Origin of the sequence: Stenotrophomonas sp. SMYL86 (genome assembly GCF_036320025.1) — a bacterium.
GTDB classification, from domain to species: domain Bacteria; phylum Pseudomonadota; class Gammaproteobacteria; order Xanthomonadales; family Xanthomonadaceae; genus Stenotrophomonas; species Stenotrophomonas maltophilia_A.
Window position 1 is genome coordinate 1 of sequence record NZ_JAWIRU010000035.1, and the last position, 15538, is coordinate 15538.

Here is a 15538-nt window from a genome sequence, read left to right on the forward strand (position 1 = left end):
GCACACGAGCAAGCGGCGACCGAGCTTACATGGGTGAGGGCGCTTTGCTTGCGAAGCATTGCTTCGCAAGCGCCCGAACGCACAGCCGCCAGCGGCTGGGCCGGGCCCCGGAGGGGGACTTGCAGCGTCCCCCGCAACCGGATCCACCCCGCCATCCCACGGAAAGCCCGCTGTTGCTTTTGCTGTTGCCTTGGATTGAAGCAGGTGCAGGACGCAGCCCTGCCGAACCAACCCTACCGCCCCGGCAACTGCGCGAACGCGCGCTGCATGCAGTCCTCACGCGGACACACCCGGCAACCCGGCCCGATCGACACCGAATTGCCCGGGCTCTGCACATCCAGCCCCAGCGAATACACCAGCCGCTCGGCATGTTGCAGATCGCAGCCCAGCGCCACCGCGAAGGTCTTGCGTGGCTGGCCATGGCCGACCGGGCCGCTGCTGACCTGCCGCGCCAGCCAGAAATGGCGGCGCCCGTCGGGCATGCGCGCGGTCTGGGTAAGGATGCGGCCGGGCTGGTTGAACGCCTCGTAGACGATCCACAGCGGGCACGACCCACCTACCTGAGAGAAGTGGAAATCGGTGGCCGAATGACGCTTGGACACGTTGCCGGCGCGATCTACGCGGATGAAGAAGAACGGCAGGCCAGGCGCACTGCGTCGCGCCAGCGTGCTCAGCCGGTGGCAGACCGCTTCGAAGCCGACGCCGAACTGATGCGCCAGCAGTTCGATGTCGTAGCTGCTGGTTTCCGCCGCACGCAGGAAGCGCATGTACGGCATCACCAGCGCGCCGGCGAAATAGTTGGAAAGACCGATCCGCGCCTGCGCGATGCGCGCGTCGTCGGTGAACCCGGCGCGCGCCACCACCGCATCGATCTGCGGCAGGTAGCCGTGCAGCGCCAGCTCGGCGGCCATCTGGAACGCCTGCTGGCCGGGCTCCAGGTAATCGGGCAGCCACAGCCGCCGCGCACCGGCATCGTATTGCCGCTTTTCGCGCCCGGCCTGCAGTGCGGCCACCTCCACCAGCACGCCATGGCGGTCGGCCAGCAGCTGGCGCAGCCGCGGTGCCACGTGCCCGGGCGACAACCCCCACTCGGCGAACAGCTGCTCGGCCAGCTCGTCCAGCTCGGGAATGTGGTTGTGCATGCGGTTGAAGAATTCGCGTACCTGGTCGCCAGCGGGCAGGGTGCTGCCGGCGCCGGGCTCGCCCAGCTGGAATTCCAGCGCCGCGGCATGCTCGCGCAGCGCCAGGTGGCGGCGGTGCAGGTCCAGCAGCGCGCGGCTGACCTGCGGCAGGTTGCCGGCCAGCGCGCGCAGTTCGGTGGCGCTGACCTCGGCCAGGCCCAGGTCGCGCAGGGTTTCGCCCAGGGCTTCCTGCAGGGCGGCGGGCTCATCCTCGTCGAACAGTGCGGAAACGTCGCCCAATACCTCGCCCAGCTTCTTCTGCACAGCCGGGGTCAGTGGGCGCTTGTTGCGCTCGATCTGGTTCAGGTAGCTGGCCGACAGCCCCAGCGCCCGTGCCAGATCCGCCTGGCTGTAGCCGCGCTGCTCGCGCAGCCGCAGCAGGCGCAGGCCAAGTTGTCGCTGGGGGGCTGAATAATTCACAGAATTAACATGAATCGTCTGGCGTGTTGGCCAGATTAAGCGGATTCAGCCCGGAAATCGAGGTGGGCGCTGTGAATAATGCCAAGCATCTTTCGCACCCTGTGGGATTGTCGTCATGACTGTTGCAGCGCCCCGTATCCGCATGCTGATCGATGGCCAGTTCGTTGAATCGGCCACCTCCCACTGGCAGGACGTGATCAATCCGGCCACCCAGGACGTGCTGGCCAAGGTGCCGTTCGCCACCACCGGCGAAGTGGACGCCGCCGTCGCCGCCGCCAAGGAAGCCTTCAAGACCTGGCGCAAGACCCCGATCGGCACCCGCGCGCGCATCTTCCTGAAGTACCAGCAGCTGATCCGCGAGAACATGAGCGAGCTGGCCCACATCCTCACCGCCGAACAGGGCAAGACCCTGCCGGACGCCGAAGGCGATGTGTTCCGCGGCCTGGAAGTGGTCGAGCACGCCGCCGCCATCGGCAACCTGCAGCTGGGCGAGCTGGCCAACAACGTGGCCACCGGCGTCGACACCTACTCGATCATGCAGCCGCTGGGCGTGTGCGCCGGCATCACCCCGTTCAACTTCCCGGCGATGATCCCGCTGTGGATGTTCCCGATGGCGATTGCAACGGGCAACACCTTCATCCTCAAGCCGTCCGAGCAGGACCCGATGGTCACCATGCGCCTGGTCGAGCTTGCGCTGGAAGCCGGCATTCCGAAGGGCGTGCTGAACGTCGTCCACGGCGGCGAGGAAGTGGTCAACGCGATCTGCGACCACCCGGACATCAAGGCGGTGTCGTTCGTCGGTTCCACCCGCGTCGGCACCCACGTCTACAACCGTGCCTCGCTGGCCGGCAAGCGCGTGCAGTGCATGATGGGCGCCAAGAACCACGCCGTGGTGCTGCCGGACGCCAACAAGGAGCAGACCCTCAACGCGATGGTCGGTGCCGCCTTCGGTGCCGCTGGCCAGCGCTGCATGGCCGCGTCCACCCTGGTGCTGGTGGGTGAAGCACGCAACTGGGTGCAGGACCTGGTCACCAAGGCCAAGACCCTGAAGGTCAGCGGCGGCACCGTCGCCGGCACCGACGTCGGCCCGGTCATTTCCTGCAGCGCCCGCGAGCGCGTGGAAGGCCTGATCGCCTCGGGCGTGGAGCAGGGCGCCAAGCTGGTGCTCGATGGCCGCAAGCCGCAGGTCGATGGTTTCGAGAAGGGCAACTTCGTTGGCCCGACCATCTTTGCCGGTGTCACCACCGACATGCGCATCTACCAGGAAGAAATCTTCGGGCCGGTGCTGGTCATCCTCGAAGCAGAGACGCTGGAAGAGGCCATCGCGATGGTCAACAGCAACCCGAACGGCAACGGCACCGCACTGTTCACCCAGTCCGGCGCGGCCGCGCGCAAGTTCCAGGAAGACATCGACGTCGGCCAGGTCGGCATCAACGTGCCGATCCCGGTGCCGGTGCCGCTGTTCTCGTTCACCGGTTCGCGCGCGTCCAAGCTGGGCGACCTGGGCCCGTACGGCAAGCAGGTGGTGCTGTTCTACACCCAGACCAAGACGGTCACCGCGCGCTGGTTCGATGACGAGACGCTCAGCCATGGCGTCAACACCACGATCAGCCTGAAGTAACGGCAGGAGCAGCCATGAGCCACTCGATGACGACGGAACTGGAAGAAGCGCAGCAGGCGTACCGCGAGGCGGCGCGCGACTTCGCACAGGCCGAACTGGCGCCGCACGCCGCGCGATGGGATGCGGAGGGCATCTTTCCGCGCGAGGCGATCGCCAAGGCCGGTGAACTGGGCTTCTGCGGTCTGTACATGGACCCGGAAGTGGGCGGCAGCGGCCTGAGCCGACTGGACGCCGCCGTCGTCATCGAGGAGCTCGCCAACGTCGATCCGTCGACCGCGGCGTACATCAGCATCCACAACATGGCGTCGTGGATGGTGTCCAAGTGGGGCCAGCCGGCGCTGCGCGATGCGTGGGGAACCGATCTGTCCTCGGGCAGCAAGCTGGCCTCGTACTGCCTGACCGAACCGGGTGCAGGTTCCGATGCGGCCTCGCTGAAGACCACCGCCGTGCGCGACGGTGACTTCTATGTGCTGAACGGCTCCAAGGCTTTCATTTCCGGCGCCGGTGCCACCGAGCTGCTGGTGGTGATGGCGCGTACCGGTGGTGCCGGTGCCGGCGGTGTCAGCGCCATTGCGGTGCCGGCCGACCTGCCGGGCATCAGCTTCGGCCGCAAGGAAGAGAAGATGGGCTGGAACAGCCAGCCCACCCGTGGCATCACCTTCGAAAACGTCCGCGTACCGGTCAGCCACCTTCTGGGAGAGGAAGGTGGCGGCTTCAAGCTGGCGATGAAGGGGCTCGATGGCGGCCGCATCAACATCGCCGCCTGCTCGCTGGGCGCCGCGCAGGGTGCGCTGGACGCTGCACGCCGCTACATGGGCGAACGCCGCCAGTTCGGCAAGGCACTGGCCGAGTTCCAGGCCCTGCAGTTCAAGCTGGCAGACATGGTCACCCAGCTGGTGGCCGCCCGGCAGATGGTGCACACCGCTGCGCGCAAGCTCGATGCCGGTGCCAGCGATGCCAACGTCTGGTGCGCGATGGCCAAGCGCTTCGCCACCGATGCCGGTTTCAACGTCTGCAACGAAGCACTGCAGATCCATGGTGGCTACGGCTACATCCGCGAATACCCGATCGAGCGCCTGCTGCGTGACTGCCGCGTGCACCAGATCCTGGAAGGCACCAACGAGATCATGCGGGTGATCGTTGCCCGTCACCTGCTCAACACCGAAGAGGAACTGCGATGAAGGATTGGCGTACCCAGGAGCACGTGGGCCTGAAGGTCGAGGTGGATGGCCACACCGCCGTGGTCACCCTGAACAACCCGCCGGCGCATACCTGGACCGTGCACAGCCTGTCGGCGCTGCGCGACCTGGTGGGCGCGCTCAACGCAGACCGCGACATCTACGCGCTGGTGATCACCGGTGACGGCGAGAAATTCTTCTCCGCCGGTGCCGACCTCAACCAGTTCGCCTCCGGCGACAAGGCCGCTGCGCGTGAAGCCGCGCGCCGTTTCGGTGAAGCCTTCGAAGCGCTGTCCGCGTTCCGTGGCGTGTCGATCGCCGCCATCAACGGCTACGCCATGGGCGGTGGCCTGGAATGCGCGCTGGCCTGTGACCTGCGCATCATCGAAGACCATGCCCAGGTCGCGCTGCCGGAGGCCACCGTCGGCCTGCTGCCTTGCGCCGGTGGCACCCAGAACCTGCCGCGCCTGGTCGGCGAGGGCTGGGCCAAGCGCATGATCCTGCTGGGCGAGCGCATCAACGCCGACACCGCACTGCGCATTGGCCTGGCCGAAGAAAAGGTCGGCAAGGGCGAAGCCAAGGCGCTGGCGCTGGAATGGGCGAAGAAGGCCGGCAAGCAGAGCCCGACCAGCATCGCCGCCTGCAAGACCCTGGTGCAGGCCACCCGCACCGGCACCCACGCTTCGGCGCTGGTGGCCGAACGCGAAGCCTTCGTCGATCTGTTCGACACCGCCGACCAGGTCGAGGGCGTGACCGCCTTCCTGGAAAAGCGCGCTGCGCAATGGAAGAACGCATGAGCACCGACACCGCTGCCGACGACGCACCGGTGCTGTTCGAAGAGCGCGTGGCCGGCAACGGCACGCGCATCGGCATCGCCACGCTCAACGCGCCGCGCACGCTCAATGGTTTCTCGCTGCCGATGGCGCACCTGCTGCTGAAGCAGTTGAATGCCTGGGCTGACGACGACGGCATCGCCATGGTGGTGCTGCAGGGCGCCGGTGAAAAGGCGTTCTGCGCCGGCGGAGACCTGCACAGCCTGTACAAGAGCATGGCCGCCTTCCGCGAGGCCGGCCGCAGCGACATCCGCGAGAACGACTACGCCGCTGAGTTCTTCGACGTTGAGTACCGCGTCGATTACCTCATCCACACCTACGCCAAGCCGATCCTGTGCTGGGGCCACGGCATCGTCATGGGCGGCGGCATCGGCCTGATGTCCGGTGCCAGCCACCGCGTGGTCAGCGAGCGCTCCAAGCTGGCCTTCCCGGAAATCACCGTCGGTCTGTTCCCGGATGTGGGTGGCAGCTGGCTGCTGCCGCGTGTACCCGGCAAGAGCGGCCTGTTCCTGGCGCTGACCGGCGCGCTGCTCAATCCGGGCGACGCCATCTACGCCGGCCTGGCCGATGTGCACGTGGCCGAAGAACGCCGCAGCGCGGTGTTCGACGCGCTGCTGCAGGTCGCGTGGTCCAGCAACGCCGCACACAACCACGAACGGCTCAGCCATCTGCTGCAGTCGCATGCCAGTGACGCCGCCACCGGCCCGCTGCTGGCCAATGCGGCGCAGGTTGATGCGTTGTGCGAAGGCGATGACCTGCAGGCCATCATTGCGCGCATTGCCGGTCTGCAGACCGACGATGCCTGGCTGCAGGCCGCACAGAAGACCCTCGCCGCCGGTGCACCCGGTTCGGCACGGCTGTCGTACGAACTGCAGCGCCGCAGTGCCGGTCAGGACCTGGCCGCGATCTACCGCCTGGAGTACATCGTCGCCCTGCATTGCGCCGCCCACGGTGATTTCGCCGAAGGCATCCGCGCGCTGCTGATCGACAAGGACCGCAATCCGCAGTGGAACCCGGCCACCCTGGCCGAGGCCACCGGCGCGTGGGCCGACACGTTCTTCGCTTCCCCCTGGGCCGATGCCGCGCATCCGCTGGCCGACCTGGGCACTCCCCTTGTTGAAAGGAGCCTTGCATGAGCCGCATTGCATTCATCGGGTTGGGCAACATGGGTGGCCCGATGGCCGCCAATCTGGTCAAGAACGGCCATACCGTGCGCGTGTTCGATCTGGTCCCGGCCGCGGTGCAGGCCGCCGTCGATGCCGGTGCCAGCGCGGCCGCGTCGGCGCGCGAAACCCTGGCCGATGCCGAGGTGGTGATCTCGATGCTGCCGGCCAGCCGCCACGTCGAAGGCGTGTACCTGGGCGACGACGGCATCCTCGGCGCGATCCCGGCCGGTGCGCTGGTCATCGACTGCAGCACGATCGCCCCGGCCAGCGCCCGCAAGGTCTCCGAAGCCGCTGCCGCACGTGGCCTGCAGATGATCGACGCGCCGGTATCCGGCGGTACCGCCGGTGCCCAGGCCGGCACCCTGACCTTCATCGTCGGTGGCGAGGAGGATGCGCTGGAGCGCGCTCGCCCGGTGCTGCAGGCGATGGGCAAGAACATCTTCCATGTCGGCGCCAGTGGTGCCGGCCAGGTGGCCAAGCTGTGCAACAACATGGCGCTGGGCGTGATCATGGCGGTCACCGGCGAAGCCATCGCCCTCGGCGTGGCGCATGGGCTGGACCCGAAGGTGCTGTCGCAGATGATGGCGGTCAGCACCGGCCGCAGCTGGGCCACTGAAGTGTGCAACCCGTGGCCGGGCGTGCTGGAAAACGCCCCGGCCTCGCGCGGCTACAGCGGCGGCTTCGGCAGTGACCTGATGCTGAAGGACATGGGCCTGGCGGTGGAAGCGGCGATGAGTGTCGGCGCCTCGATCCCGCTGGGCGAAGTGGCCCGCAACCTGTACTCGATGAACCACCAGGCCGGCCGCGGCAAGCTGGACTTCTCCAGCGTCGTGCAGCTCATCACGAGCGAGAAGTGACCTGGTAGTGCCGGCCGCTGGCCGGCAACCTCATGCCCCCGTGCGGGACAACGAAGGTGGGATGGGCGGATGTTCGGTTTCGACCGGCATCCGCCCATTTTTTTGCTCTGGCGCGGGTAGTGCCGGCCGCTGGCCGGCATCTCCCCATCAGGCAACGACCAGCGTCACGTCGATGTTGCCGCGCGTGGCATTCGAGTACGGGCACACGATGTGCGCCTTCTGCACCAGCTCTTCCAGCTGCTCGCGCGGCACGCCCGGAGCGCTGATGGTCAGCTCGGCTTCGATGCCGAAACCGGTCGGGATCTGGCCGATGCCGACCTTGCCGGTCACGGTGGTGTCGGCCGGCAGCGCGACCTTGGCCTGGCCAGCCACGAACTTCAGCGCGCCCAGGAAGCAGGCCGAGTAGCCGGCCGCGAACAGCTGTTCCGGGTTGGTGCCCGGGCCGCCGGCGCCGCCCAGCTCGCGCGGGGTCGACAGCTGGATATCCAGCACGTTGTCGGAGGAGACGGAACGGCCTTCACGGCCGCCGGTGGAGGTGGCCTGGGCGGTGTACAGAACCTTTTCGATGGACATCGGGATGCTCCTGGTCGGTGGGTGGGTGTTGCGTTGGAGCCTACTTTGCCCGGTTTCCGCGTACGTTGGGTTGCAATGCGTACGAAAAATTTGATCGATCGTCCTGCCAGCCTAGATCGTCCATTCGCGGTCGGTGGTGAACATGATGGTCAGCCAGCGGTCCGGCGAGGCCTCGCCCAGTGCATCGCCGATCTCGTCGCGCAGCTGGTCCCATTCCACCAGGGGCCGCGGCGGGTCGTTTTCCGGTACCACGAAGAACAGCTCGATCTGCTCGCCACGCCCCACCTGGGCCACGTAGCTGCGGTGCTCGACGAAGCCGTGCTTGGCCACGATCCCGCGTGCCACTGCATCCACATGGGCCTGCAGTTCCGGCGGGGTGACCAGCAGGATGCCGGCCAGCGCCCGGCGCACCGTGCCGAGCGGGGCGATCATCACCAGCACGCAGACGAAGGCGAGGATGGCCGGGTCGATGTACGGCCCGACCCACGCCAGCGACGTGCCCTGCACCAGTACGCCGCCGAGGAAAGCCAGCAGGTAGCAGGCCGACATGCTGGCCGCGATCACCCAGTTCTTCGCGTCCAATGCGATGAACTCCGAGCCGATGCGACGGTTGGCGCGCAGGATGAACCAGGCCAGTGCGCCTTCGCCCACGATCGACAGCCCGGCGAAGGCGATGGCCGGGCCGAGCGCGATATGGCGGCCCCCGGACATCAACGCGTCCACCGCATTGACCAGCGCATACAGCGCCGCACCGATCATCAGTGTGCCGCTCACCCCCAGCACGATCGGCTCCAGGTGCCAGAAGCCCATGGTGAAGCGCTGGTTGAGCCGCGATTGCAGCGCATCGGTCTGTGTGGACAGCGCGATCAGGCGCGCCACCAGCAGCGACAGCCAGGTCATCACCACGTCGATCAGGCCGTAGATGCCGTCGAAGATGATCAGCGAGGAATTGGCCAGCAGGCCGAACACCACTGCGGCGGCGGCCAGCAGCAGCGAGGCGGCGATCGACAGGCGCAGCACGCCCTGTTCGGTGGCGGGGTCGAAGAACTGCGGGCGGTTGGCGGCCATGGTTCAATTGTAGAGCGGAGCCAGGCTCCGCTGCCTTTCGCTGCCTTCGCCGGCCATCCGCGCTACCCCCGTGGGGTCGCTTCCCGTAGACTGCGTCCCTCCCACGCACCCACGCCTCCCAGCAGTGATCACGCCACCCTGACCCTTGCCGCACATCGGCAGCCGGCCCGCCCGGCTCAGGAACCCGTGTCTTTCCACTGCAGCGCCATGCGGCCACGCCCGCCTGTGCGCGGAGCTTTCCCATGCAAACGTCCTACCCCCTGCGCCAGCAATGGCTCGGCAACATCCGTGGCGACCTGCTGTCCGGCATCGTCGTCGCCCTGGCCCTGATTCCCGAGGCCATCGCGTTCTCGCTCATTGCCGGCGTCGACCCCAAGGTTGGCCTGTACGCCGCGTTCTCGATTGCCGTCATCACTGCCATTGCTGGCGGCCGCCCCGGCATGATCTCCGCCGCCACCGGTGCGATGGCGCTGGTGATGGTCGACCTGGTCAAGGACCACGGCCTGCAGTACCTGTTCGCCGCCAGCATCCTGGCCGGCCTGCTGCAGGTGCTGGCCGGCGTGTTCAAGCTGGGCTCGTTGATGCGCTTCGTCTCGCGCTCGGTCATCACCGGCTTCGTCAACGCGCTGGCGATCCTGATCTTCCTGGCACAGATGCCCGAGCTGATCGGTCGCGGGCCTACGGTCTATGTGCTGTGCGCCGCCGCGCTGGCGATCATCTACCTGCTGCCACGCTTTACCCGCGCCGTGCCATCACCGCTGGTGGCCATTGTGGTGCTGACCGCCGTGGTGATCGGCTTCGGCGTTGACGTACGCAGCGTCGGTGACATGGGCCAGTTGCCTGACAGCCTGCCGCATTTCCTCATTCCCGATGTGCCGCTCACCTGGGAAACGCTGCGCATCCTGCTGCCGGTGTCGGCCACGCTGGCGGTGGTCGGCCTGCTCGAATCGATGATGACCCTGCAGATCGTCGAGGACATCACCGAGACGCCCAGCGAGCGCAACCGCGAATGTGTCGGCCAGGGCGTGGCGAACACGGTCACCGGCTTCCTCGGTGGCATGGCCGGTTGCGCGATGATCGGCCAGTCGGTGATCAACGTGACCTCCGGTGGCCGCTGCCGCCTGTCCTGCCTGGTGGCTGGCGTGTTCCTGCTGGTGCTGGTGGTGTACGGCAGCGATCTGGTACGGCAGATCCCGATGGCGGCGCTGGTGGCGGTGATGATCATGGTCAGCATCGGCACCTTCAGCTGGCGCTCGCTGCGCGACCTGCGCACGCATCCGCGCAGTTCCTCTGCGGTGATGCTGCTGACCGTGGTGGTCACCGTGGCTACCCACGACCTGGCCAAGGGCGTGCTCAGCGGTGTGCTGCTGTCGGCCCTGTTCTTCGCGCGCAAGGTTGGCCGCATGCTGGACGTGCAGCGCGACGATGCCGGTGACACGCAGGTCTATCGCGTGCGCGGGCAGGTGTTCTTCGCCTCGGCGGGGCAGCTGGGTGCAGCGTTCGATTACCAGCACGTGGCGCCGAAGGTGCAGATCGATCTGCGCGATGCCCACCTGTGGGATCTGACTGCCGTGGCCGCGCTGGAGCGGGCGCAGGAAAAGCTGGCCGCGCACGGTGCGGAGGTGACGGTGGTGGGGCTCAATGCGGCCAGCCAGACCCTCATTGAGCAGGTGGGTGGCAAAGGCGCTGCTGGCAGCGCGCATTGACGCTATCGGCTCTCGTGGGGCAACTGCAACGCCATGGCCGCTGTTGGTGTTGCTGCATCTTCAGCCTGTGAACCCCACCCAGGGTGGAAGAATCGCTGTGATCGTGCTCCGTTGTGATCCTCACGACGGAGTACTTCTGCCGGAATGGATTCGCTCTTCAACAACGCCACCACGCTGCTGACCTTTCTGCTGCCGGGTTTCCTGTCTGCATGGGTGTTCTATGGGCTGACATCCCATCCCAAGCCGCCGCAGTTCGAACGGACCGTGGAAGCGTTGGTGTTCACCTTCGCGGTCCAGGTGCTGGTCAAGTTCACCGAACTGATGCTCCTGCTGGCGGGTAGCTGCTTTGTGCTGGGGACCTGGACCGAGACCAGCAGCCTGCTATGGGGTTTCGTCCTCGCCGCACTGTTGGGGGCAGGATTGGCCCTCGCTGCGAACAAGGATTCCCTCCACAGGGTTCTCCGTCGTGCAGGCTTCACCACGAGGACATCCCACCCGAGCGAGTGGTACTGCGTGCTCGGTACGCGTCCTGCCTTCGTGGTGCTGCAATTGAAGGATGGCCGTCGATTGACCGGCTATCCCAAGGAGTGGCCGATCAGCCCCGCTGCGGGACAGTTCTACATGCAGATGCCGGCCTGGCTGGTGGATGCGGATCCACCCGATGAAGGTGCCGATCCAGCAGCGGATCCCGTGGCCAGCCCCGCCGTGGTCGAGCTTCCGCAGCTCGATGGCATACTGATTCACGCAGTGGATGTGCAGTGGGTCGAGATTCTCCAGGAGACAGACGATGGCTAAGTTGAGGAAGGGTTCCAACCCACCACTGGACCAGTTGGTCGTATCCATGGAGAACGCGAACCCCAAGCTCCCCGAGGGCAGGAAGCGTCCGCCGCCACCGCCCAGCCCGCCCCGGCCGCCAGCGGGAGCCGGGCCCAACCGGCGCTCGCCGCGCGGCTGACCGGGCGCATTCAGCCGCCCGGTGTAAACTATTGATCTCACTGGCAATGCCAGTCTCCACGATCAATGCCCCGATGACGTCCGCCACCGCCCGTTACGCCGATTCCCTGCGCCTGTCCGTTGCCCCGATGATGGACTGGACGGACCGCCATTGCCGCGTGTTCCATCGCGTGCTGGCGCCTGGCGCGCGCCTGTACACGGAAATGGTGCACGCCAACGCGGTCATCCACGGCGACCGCGAGCGCCTGCTCGGCTTCGACCGCAGCGAGCAGCCGCTGGCGCTGCAGCTGGGTGGCAGTGATCCGGTGCTGCTGGCGCAGGCCGCGCGCATCGCCGCCGAGTGGGGCTATGACGAGGTCAACCTCAACTGCGGCTGCCCGTCCGACCGCGTGCAGGCCGGGCGTTTTGGCGCCTGCCTGATGCGCGAGCCGGCGCTGGTGGCCGAATGCGTCGCGGCGATGGTCGACGCGGTTGATATCCCGGTGACGGTGAAGTGCCGCCTGGGCGTGGACGAGGACAACGACTACGACGTGTTTGCCAGCTTCGTCGACCGCCAGGTCGCCGCCGGAGCGGCGATGGTGGTAGTGCACGCGCGCAACGCGTGGCTGAAGGGCCTGTCGCCGAAGGAGAACCGCGAGGTTCCGCCGCTGAAGTACGACTGGGCCTACCGCCTGAAGCAAGAGCGCCCGGCACTGCCGGTGGTGATCAACGGCGGCCTGGCCAGCATCGAGGCGGTGCAGGCGCAGGCCGCGCACGTCGATGGCGTGATGCTGGGCCGCGCGGCCTACCACGACCCCTACCTGCTGCATCAGCTGGAGGCGCTGCACACCGGCGCCCCGCTGCAGGCCCGTGGCGACCTGCTGCGCGCGATGCGCCCCTACATCGAGGCGCAGCTGGGCGAAGGCCTGGCGCTGAAGCACATCACCCGCCACCTGCTCGGCCTCTTCCACGGCCAGCCCGGTGGGCGCGCATTCCGCCAGGTGCTGAGCGAGGGCGCACACCGTCTGGGCGCCGGCTGGAGCCTGATCGAACAGGCCCTGGCGGTCACCGACCGCGAAGCTGATCGCGCCGCAGCGTGACCGCAGTCACATTCCTGACTTGACAAGGGACGGCGATTCGTCCCGAATGTTCACTTAGCTGAACGACTCGGGCGCAGGGCCGGAAAAGTTCAGACCGGATTCACTGCTGTAAACCAAGAATTTGCAAAAGATTTGTAAAACGCTGGGTTTCGAACCCGGCGCCGGATTTACGACTTTTGAACGAATCGCCGTGCTCGGCTAGGATCGCATCGATGTCTTCCGCTCCCTTCCATCGCCGCATTGCCTTCGCCACCTGCGTGGTCCTGTCGGCTGTGCCGCTGTCTTCGGCGCTGGCGCAACAGCCGCCGCGCGGCGACCAGGGGCGGGCGGAGATGATGGAGCGGGGCGAGCGCGGTGGCCGTGGCGACGAGCGGTCGCTGTCCGATGCCGTGCGCCGCGTGCAGCGCACCACCGGCGGCCACATCCTCGGCGCCGAGCGCGTGCCGTTCGATGGTCGTGATATCAACCGGGTGAAGTACATGGACGATCGGGGCCGGGTCCGCTACATGGACGACCCCGCGCCGTCGCGTTCACAGCCGCGCACGCCGCGGTCGGATATGTCATCACTACGCGGCGATAACCCCTGAACAGGGATAGTTGTCGCTATCAACCCGTACCCCACAGGCCTCCGGGCCACACCCAGGACACTAGGGAGAGTTCATGCGTATCCTTCTGGTCGAAGACGAAGCCCCGCTGCGTGAGACCCTGGCAGCCCGGCTCAAGCGCGAAGGCTTTGCCGTCGATGCTGCGCAGGACGGCGAGGAAGGCCTCTACATGGGGCGCGAAGTTCCGTTCGATGTCGGCATCATCGACCTCGGCCTGCCCAAGATGTCGGGCATGGAGCTGATCAAGGCCCTGCGTGACGAAGGCAAGAAGTTCCCGGTGCTGATCCTGACCGCGCGTTCGAGCTGGCAGGACAAGGTCGAGGGCCTGAAGCAGGGCGCCGACGATTACCTGGTCAAGCCGTTCCACGTCGAAGAACTGCTGGCCCGCGTCAACGCGCTGCTGCGCCGCGCCGCTGGCTGGAGCAAGCCGACGCTGGAATGCGGCCCGGTTGCGCTGGATCTCGCCGCCCAGACCGTCAGCGTGGCCGGCAGCAATGTCGACCTGACCAGCTACGAGTACAAGGTGCTGGAGTACCTGATGATGCATGCCGGTGAACTGGTCTCGAAGGCCGATCTCACCGAGCACATCTACCAGCAGGACTTCGACCGCGACTCGAACGTGCTGGAAGTGTTCATCGGCCGCCTGCGCAAGAAGCTGGACCCGGATGGCGAACTGAAGCCGATCGAGACCGTGCGCGGTCGCGGCTACCGTTTCGCGATCCCGCGCAACGAGGGCTGAGCCGGCTCACCCTGGCGATACCATGATGTCCGGCCGTCTGTGGTTCTTCCGACGCTGGCGGCCGCGCTCACTGCAGGCGCGCCAGATGCTCGCCGCGTCCGTGGGCCTGGTCGCGTTCCTGGCGCTGGCCGGTTACGCGCTCGACGCCGCCTTCGCCGATACGGCGAAGGCGAACCTGCGTGAGCGCCTGAAGAACTACGCGACGGCCTACGCGGCCGGCATCGACTTCACCCGCGACCGCTCGCTGTACATCCGCGAGCAGCCGCCGGATTCGCGCTTCGACGTGCCGGGCAGTGGCCTGTACCTGCAAGTGGTGATGCCGCACGGCAAGGGCAACTCGATGTCCGCCGAAGGCCCGATGCTGCCCACCGTCGGCGGCGGCCTGCTGGCGCCACGCCAGGAAGTGTTCGAAGGCCCGCTGCCGATGATCCAGATCGACGGCAGCCAGGGCTCGGTGTACCGCTATGGCCTGGGCCTGGTGTGGGACGCCGACGCCGATCCCGCCACCGAATTCCCGTACACCATCTACGTGATGGAAGACTCGCGCGCGCTGGGTGCGCAGCTGCGGGTGTTCCGTGGCCGGGTGTGGTTCTACCTGGGCGGCATCGGCCTGATCCTGCTGCTGCTGCAGACCGTCATTCTGCAGTGGAGCCTGCGCCCGCTGCGCCGCGTGATCACCGAGCTGACCAAGGTGCAGCGTGGCGAGACCGCGCGCATGAGCGAGCGCCACCCGCGCGAGCTGGAACCGCTGACCGACAGCATCAACGCCTTCATTGAAAGCGAGCGCGAAAATCTCGAGCGCCAGCGCAACACCCTGGCCGATCTGGCACACAGCCTGAAGACGCCCATTGCGGTGCTGCGCACGCAGATGGACAGTGGCGCGGGCGATGGCGCGCTGCGCGAGGAGCTGGACGTGCAGCTGCAGCGCATGAACAACCTGGTCTCCTATCAGCTGGCACGTGCTGCGTCGTCGGGCCACAAGCTGTTCTCCGCGCCGCTGCCGATCGAATCCAACGCCGAGGAAATCGTGCGTGGCCTGGAAAAGGTCTACGCCTCGAAGGGCGTGCTGTGCGAGTTCGACATCGACCCGGCCGCGCGCTTCCATGGCGAACCGGGTGACCTGCAGGAACTGCTCGGCAACCTGCTGGAAAACGCCTTCAAGTGGGCCAACCGCCGCGTGCTGCTGACCGCGCAGCCGCTGCCGGCACCGAACGCGCGCCGCGCCGGCCTGCTGCTGGCGGTGGACGACGATGGCCCGGGCATCGCCCCGGACGACATCGGCAAGGTGTTGCAGCGTGGCGTGCGTGGCGACGAGCGCGTGCAGGGCCACGGCATCGGCCTGTCGATCGTGCAGGACCTGATCAAGGATTATCGCGGTGAACTGGCTGTAGGCCGCTCCGAGGAACTGGGCGGCGCCCGTTTCGAAGTGCGCCTGCCGCCGGGGCCGTAATCCGCGCGTTCCCGTCCGCCGGGCATCGCCTGGCGCAACAGCGCGTAGTGTTCCGGTAGTGCCGGCCGCTGGCCGGCAACCTCATGAACTTCGGTGGCATTGCCAAGG

14 protein-coding genes are annotated in these 15538 nt (G+C 67.0%); 11 read left to right on the forward strand and 3 right to left on the reverse strand.

The genetic code is table 11. The features are described from left to right. Nucleotides 1-233 precede the first annotated feature (233 nt). Entirely contained in the window at nt 234-1601 is a 1368-nt protein-coding gene (locus V3B64_RS21695; RefSeq protein WP_049421469.1) for a short-chain fatty acyl-CoA regulator family protein, read from the reverse strand. 115 nt (nt 1602-1716) lie between these two features. Here V3B64_RS21695 and V3B64_RS21700 point away from each other — a divergent pair, with 115 nt between their 5' ends. The 5 genes from V3B64_RS21700 to mmsB are packed head-to-tail and all read left to right on the forward strand — an operon-like array spanning nt 1717 to nt 7256. Continuing rightward, the gene (locus V3B64_RS21700) at nt 1717-3222 is read left to right on the forward strand and encodes a CoA-acylating methylmalonate-semialdehyde dehydrogenase (RefSeq protein WP_004136619.1); all 1506 of its coding nucleotides are present in this window, start codon (nt 1717-1719) and stop codon (nt 3220-3222) included. Between the two features lie 14 nt (nt 3223-3236). Beyond that, entirely contained in the window at nt 3237-4403 is a 1167-nt protein-coding gene (locus tag V3B64_RS21705) for an acyl-CoA dehydrogenase family protein (RefSeq protein ID WP_121505114.1), read from the forward strand. Next, nucleotides 4400-5197 (forward strand): enoyl-CoA hydratase, encoded by a 798-nt coding sequence (locus V3B64_RS21710; RefSeq protein ID WP_121505115.1) that lies wholly within the window; start codon nt 4400-4402, stop codon nt 5195-5197. Before V3B64_RS21705 ends, V3B64_RS21710 begins: the two co-directional genes overlap by 4 nt. Beyond that, a complete protein-coding gene (locus tag V3B64_RS21715; protein ID WP_121505116.1) occupies nt 5194-6369 on the forward strand; it encodes an enoyl-CoA hydratase/isomerase family protein in 1176 nt (391 codons plus the stop codon). The genes V3B64_RS21710 and V3B64_RS21715 overlap by 4 nt, the downstream gene beginning before the upstream one ends. Beyond that, complete coding sequence (gene mmsB, locus V3B64_RS21720) at nt 6366-7256, forward strand: 3-hydroxyisobutyrate dehydrogenase (protein WP_110710762.1); 891 nt, start codon at nt 6366-6368, stop codon at nt 7254-7256. The genes V3B64_RS21715 and mmsB overlap by 4 nt, the downstream gene beginning before the upstream one ends. A 147-nt stretch (nt 7257-7403) precedes the next feature. On the opposite strand, the gene V3B64_RS21725 is transcribed toward mmsB, so the two are convergent. After that, a complete protein-coding gene (locus V3B64_RS21725; RefSeq protein WP_049399846.1) occupies nt 7404-7829 on the reverse strand; it encodes an organic hydroperoxide resistance protein in 426 nt (141 codons plus the stop codon). Between the two features lie 111 nt (nt 7830-7940). After that, the gene (locus V3B64_RS21730) at nt 7941-8897 is read right to left on the reverse strand and encodes a cation transporter (protein ID WP_032128195.1); all 957 of its coding nucleotides are present in this window, start codon (nt 8895-8897) and stop codon (nt 7941-7943) included. A 242-nt stretch (nt 8898-9139) separates the two neighbouring features. Here V3B64_RS21730 and V3B64_RS21735 point away from each other — a divergent pair, with 242 nt between their 5' ends. From V3B64_RS21735 to V3B64_RS21760, 6 genes are all read left to right on the forward strand, one after another. After that, nucleotides 9140-10603 carry a SulP family inorganic anion transporter gene (locus V3B64_RS21735; RefSeq protein WP_121505117.1) on the forward strand — a complete coding sequence of 488 codons (1464 nt, stop codon included), beginning with the start codon at nt 9140-9142 and terminating at the stop codon, nt 10601-10603. A 144-nt stretch (nt 10604-10747) separates the two neighbouring features. Next, on the forward strand, nt 10748-11398 hold the full coding sequence (locus V3B64_RS21740) for a DUF6338 family protein (protein ID WP_121505118.1): 651 nt from the start codon (nt 10748-10750) through the stop codon (nt 11396-11398). 206 nt (nt 11399-11604) lie between these two features. Continuing rightward, the gene (dusA, locus tag V3B64_RS21745) at nt 11605-12636 is read left to right on the forward strand and encodes a tRNA dihydrouridine(20/20a) synthase DusA (protein ID WP_329914954.1); all 1032 of its coding nucleotides are present in this window, start codon (nt 11605-11607) and stop codon (nt 12634-12636) included. 212 nt (nt 12637-12848) lie between these two features. After that, nucleotides 12849-13223: a hypothetical protein gene (locus tag V3B64_RS21750; RefSeq protein WP_329914955.1), complete on the forward strand. Its 375-nt coding sequence runs from the start codon at nt 12849-12851 to the stop codon at nt 13221-13223. Nucleotides 13224-13296: 73 nt separating this feature from the next. Further along, nucleotides 13297-13980 carry a response regulator transcription factor gene (locus tag V3B64_RS21755; protein WP_004136763.1) on the forward strand — a complete coding sequence of 228 codons (684 nt, stop codon included), beginning with the start codon at nt 13297-13299 and terminating at the stop codon, nt 13978-13980. Nucleotides 13981-14005: 25 nt separating this feature from the next. Then, the gene (locus V3B64_RS21760) at nt 14006-15430 is read left to right on the forward strand and encodes a sensor histidine kinase (RefSeq protein WP_032128221.1); all 1425 of its coding nucleotides are present in this window, start codon (nt 14006-14008) and stop codon (nt 15428-15430) included. The last annotated feature ends 108 nt before the right edge of the window (nt 15431-15538 follow it).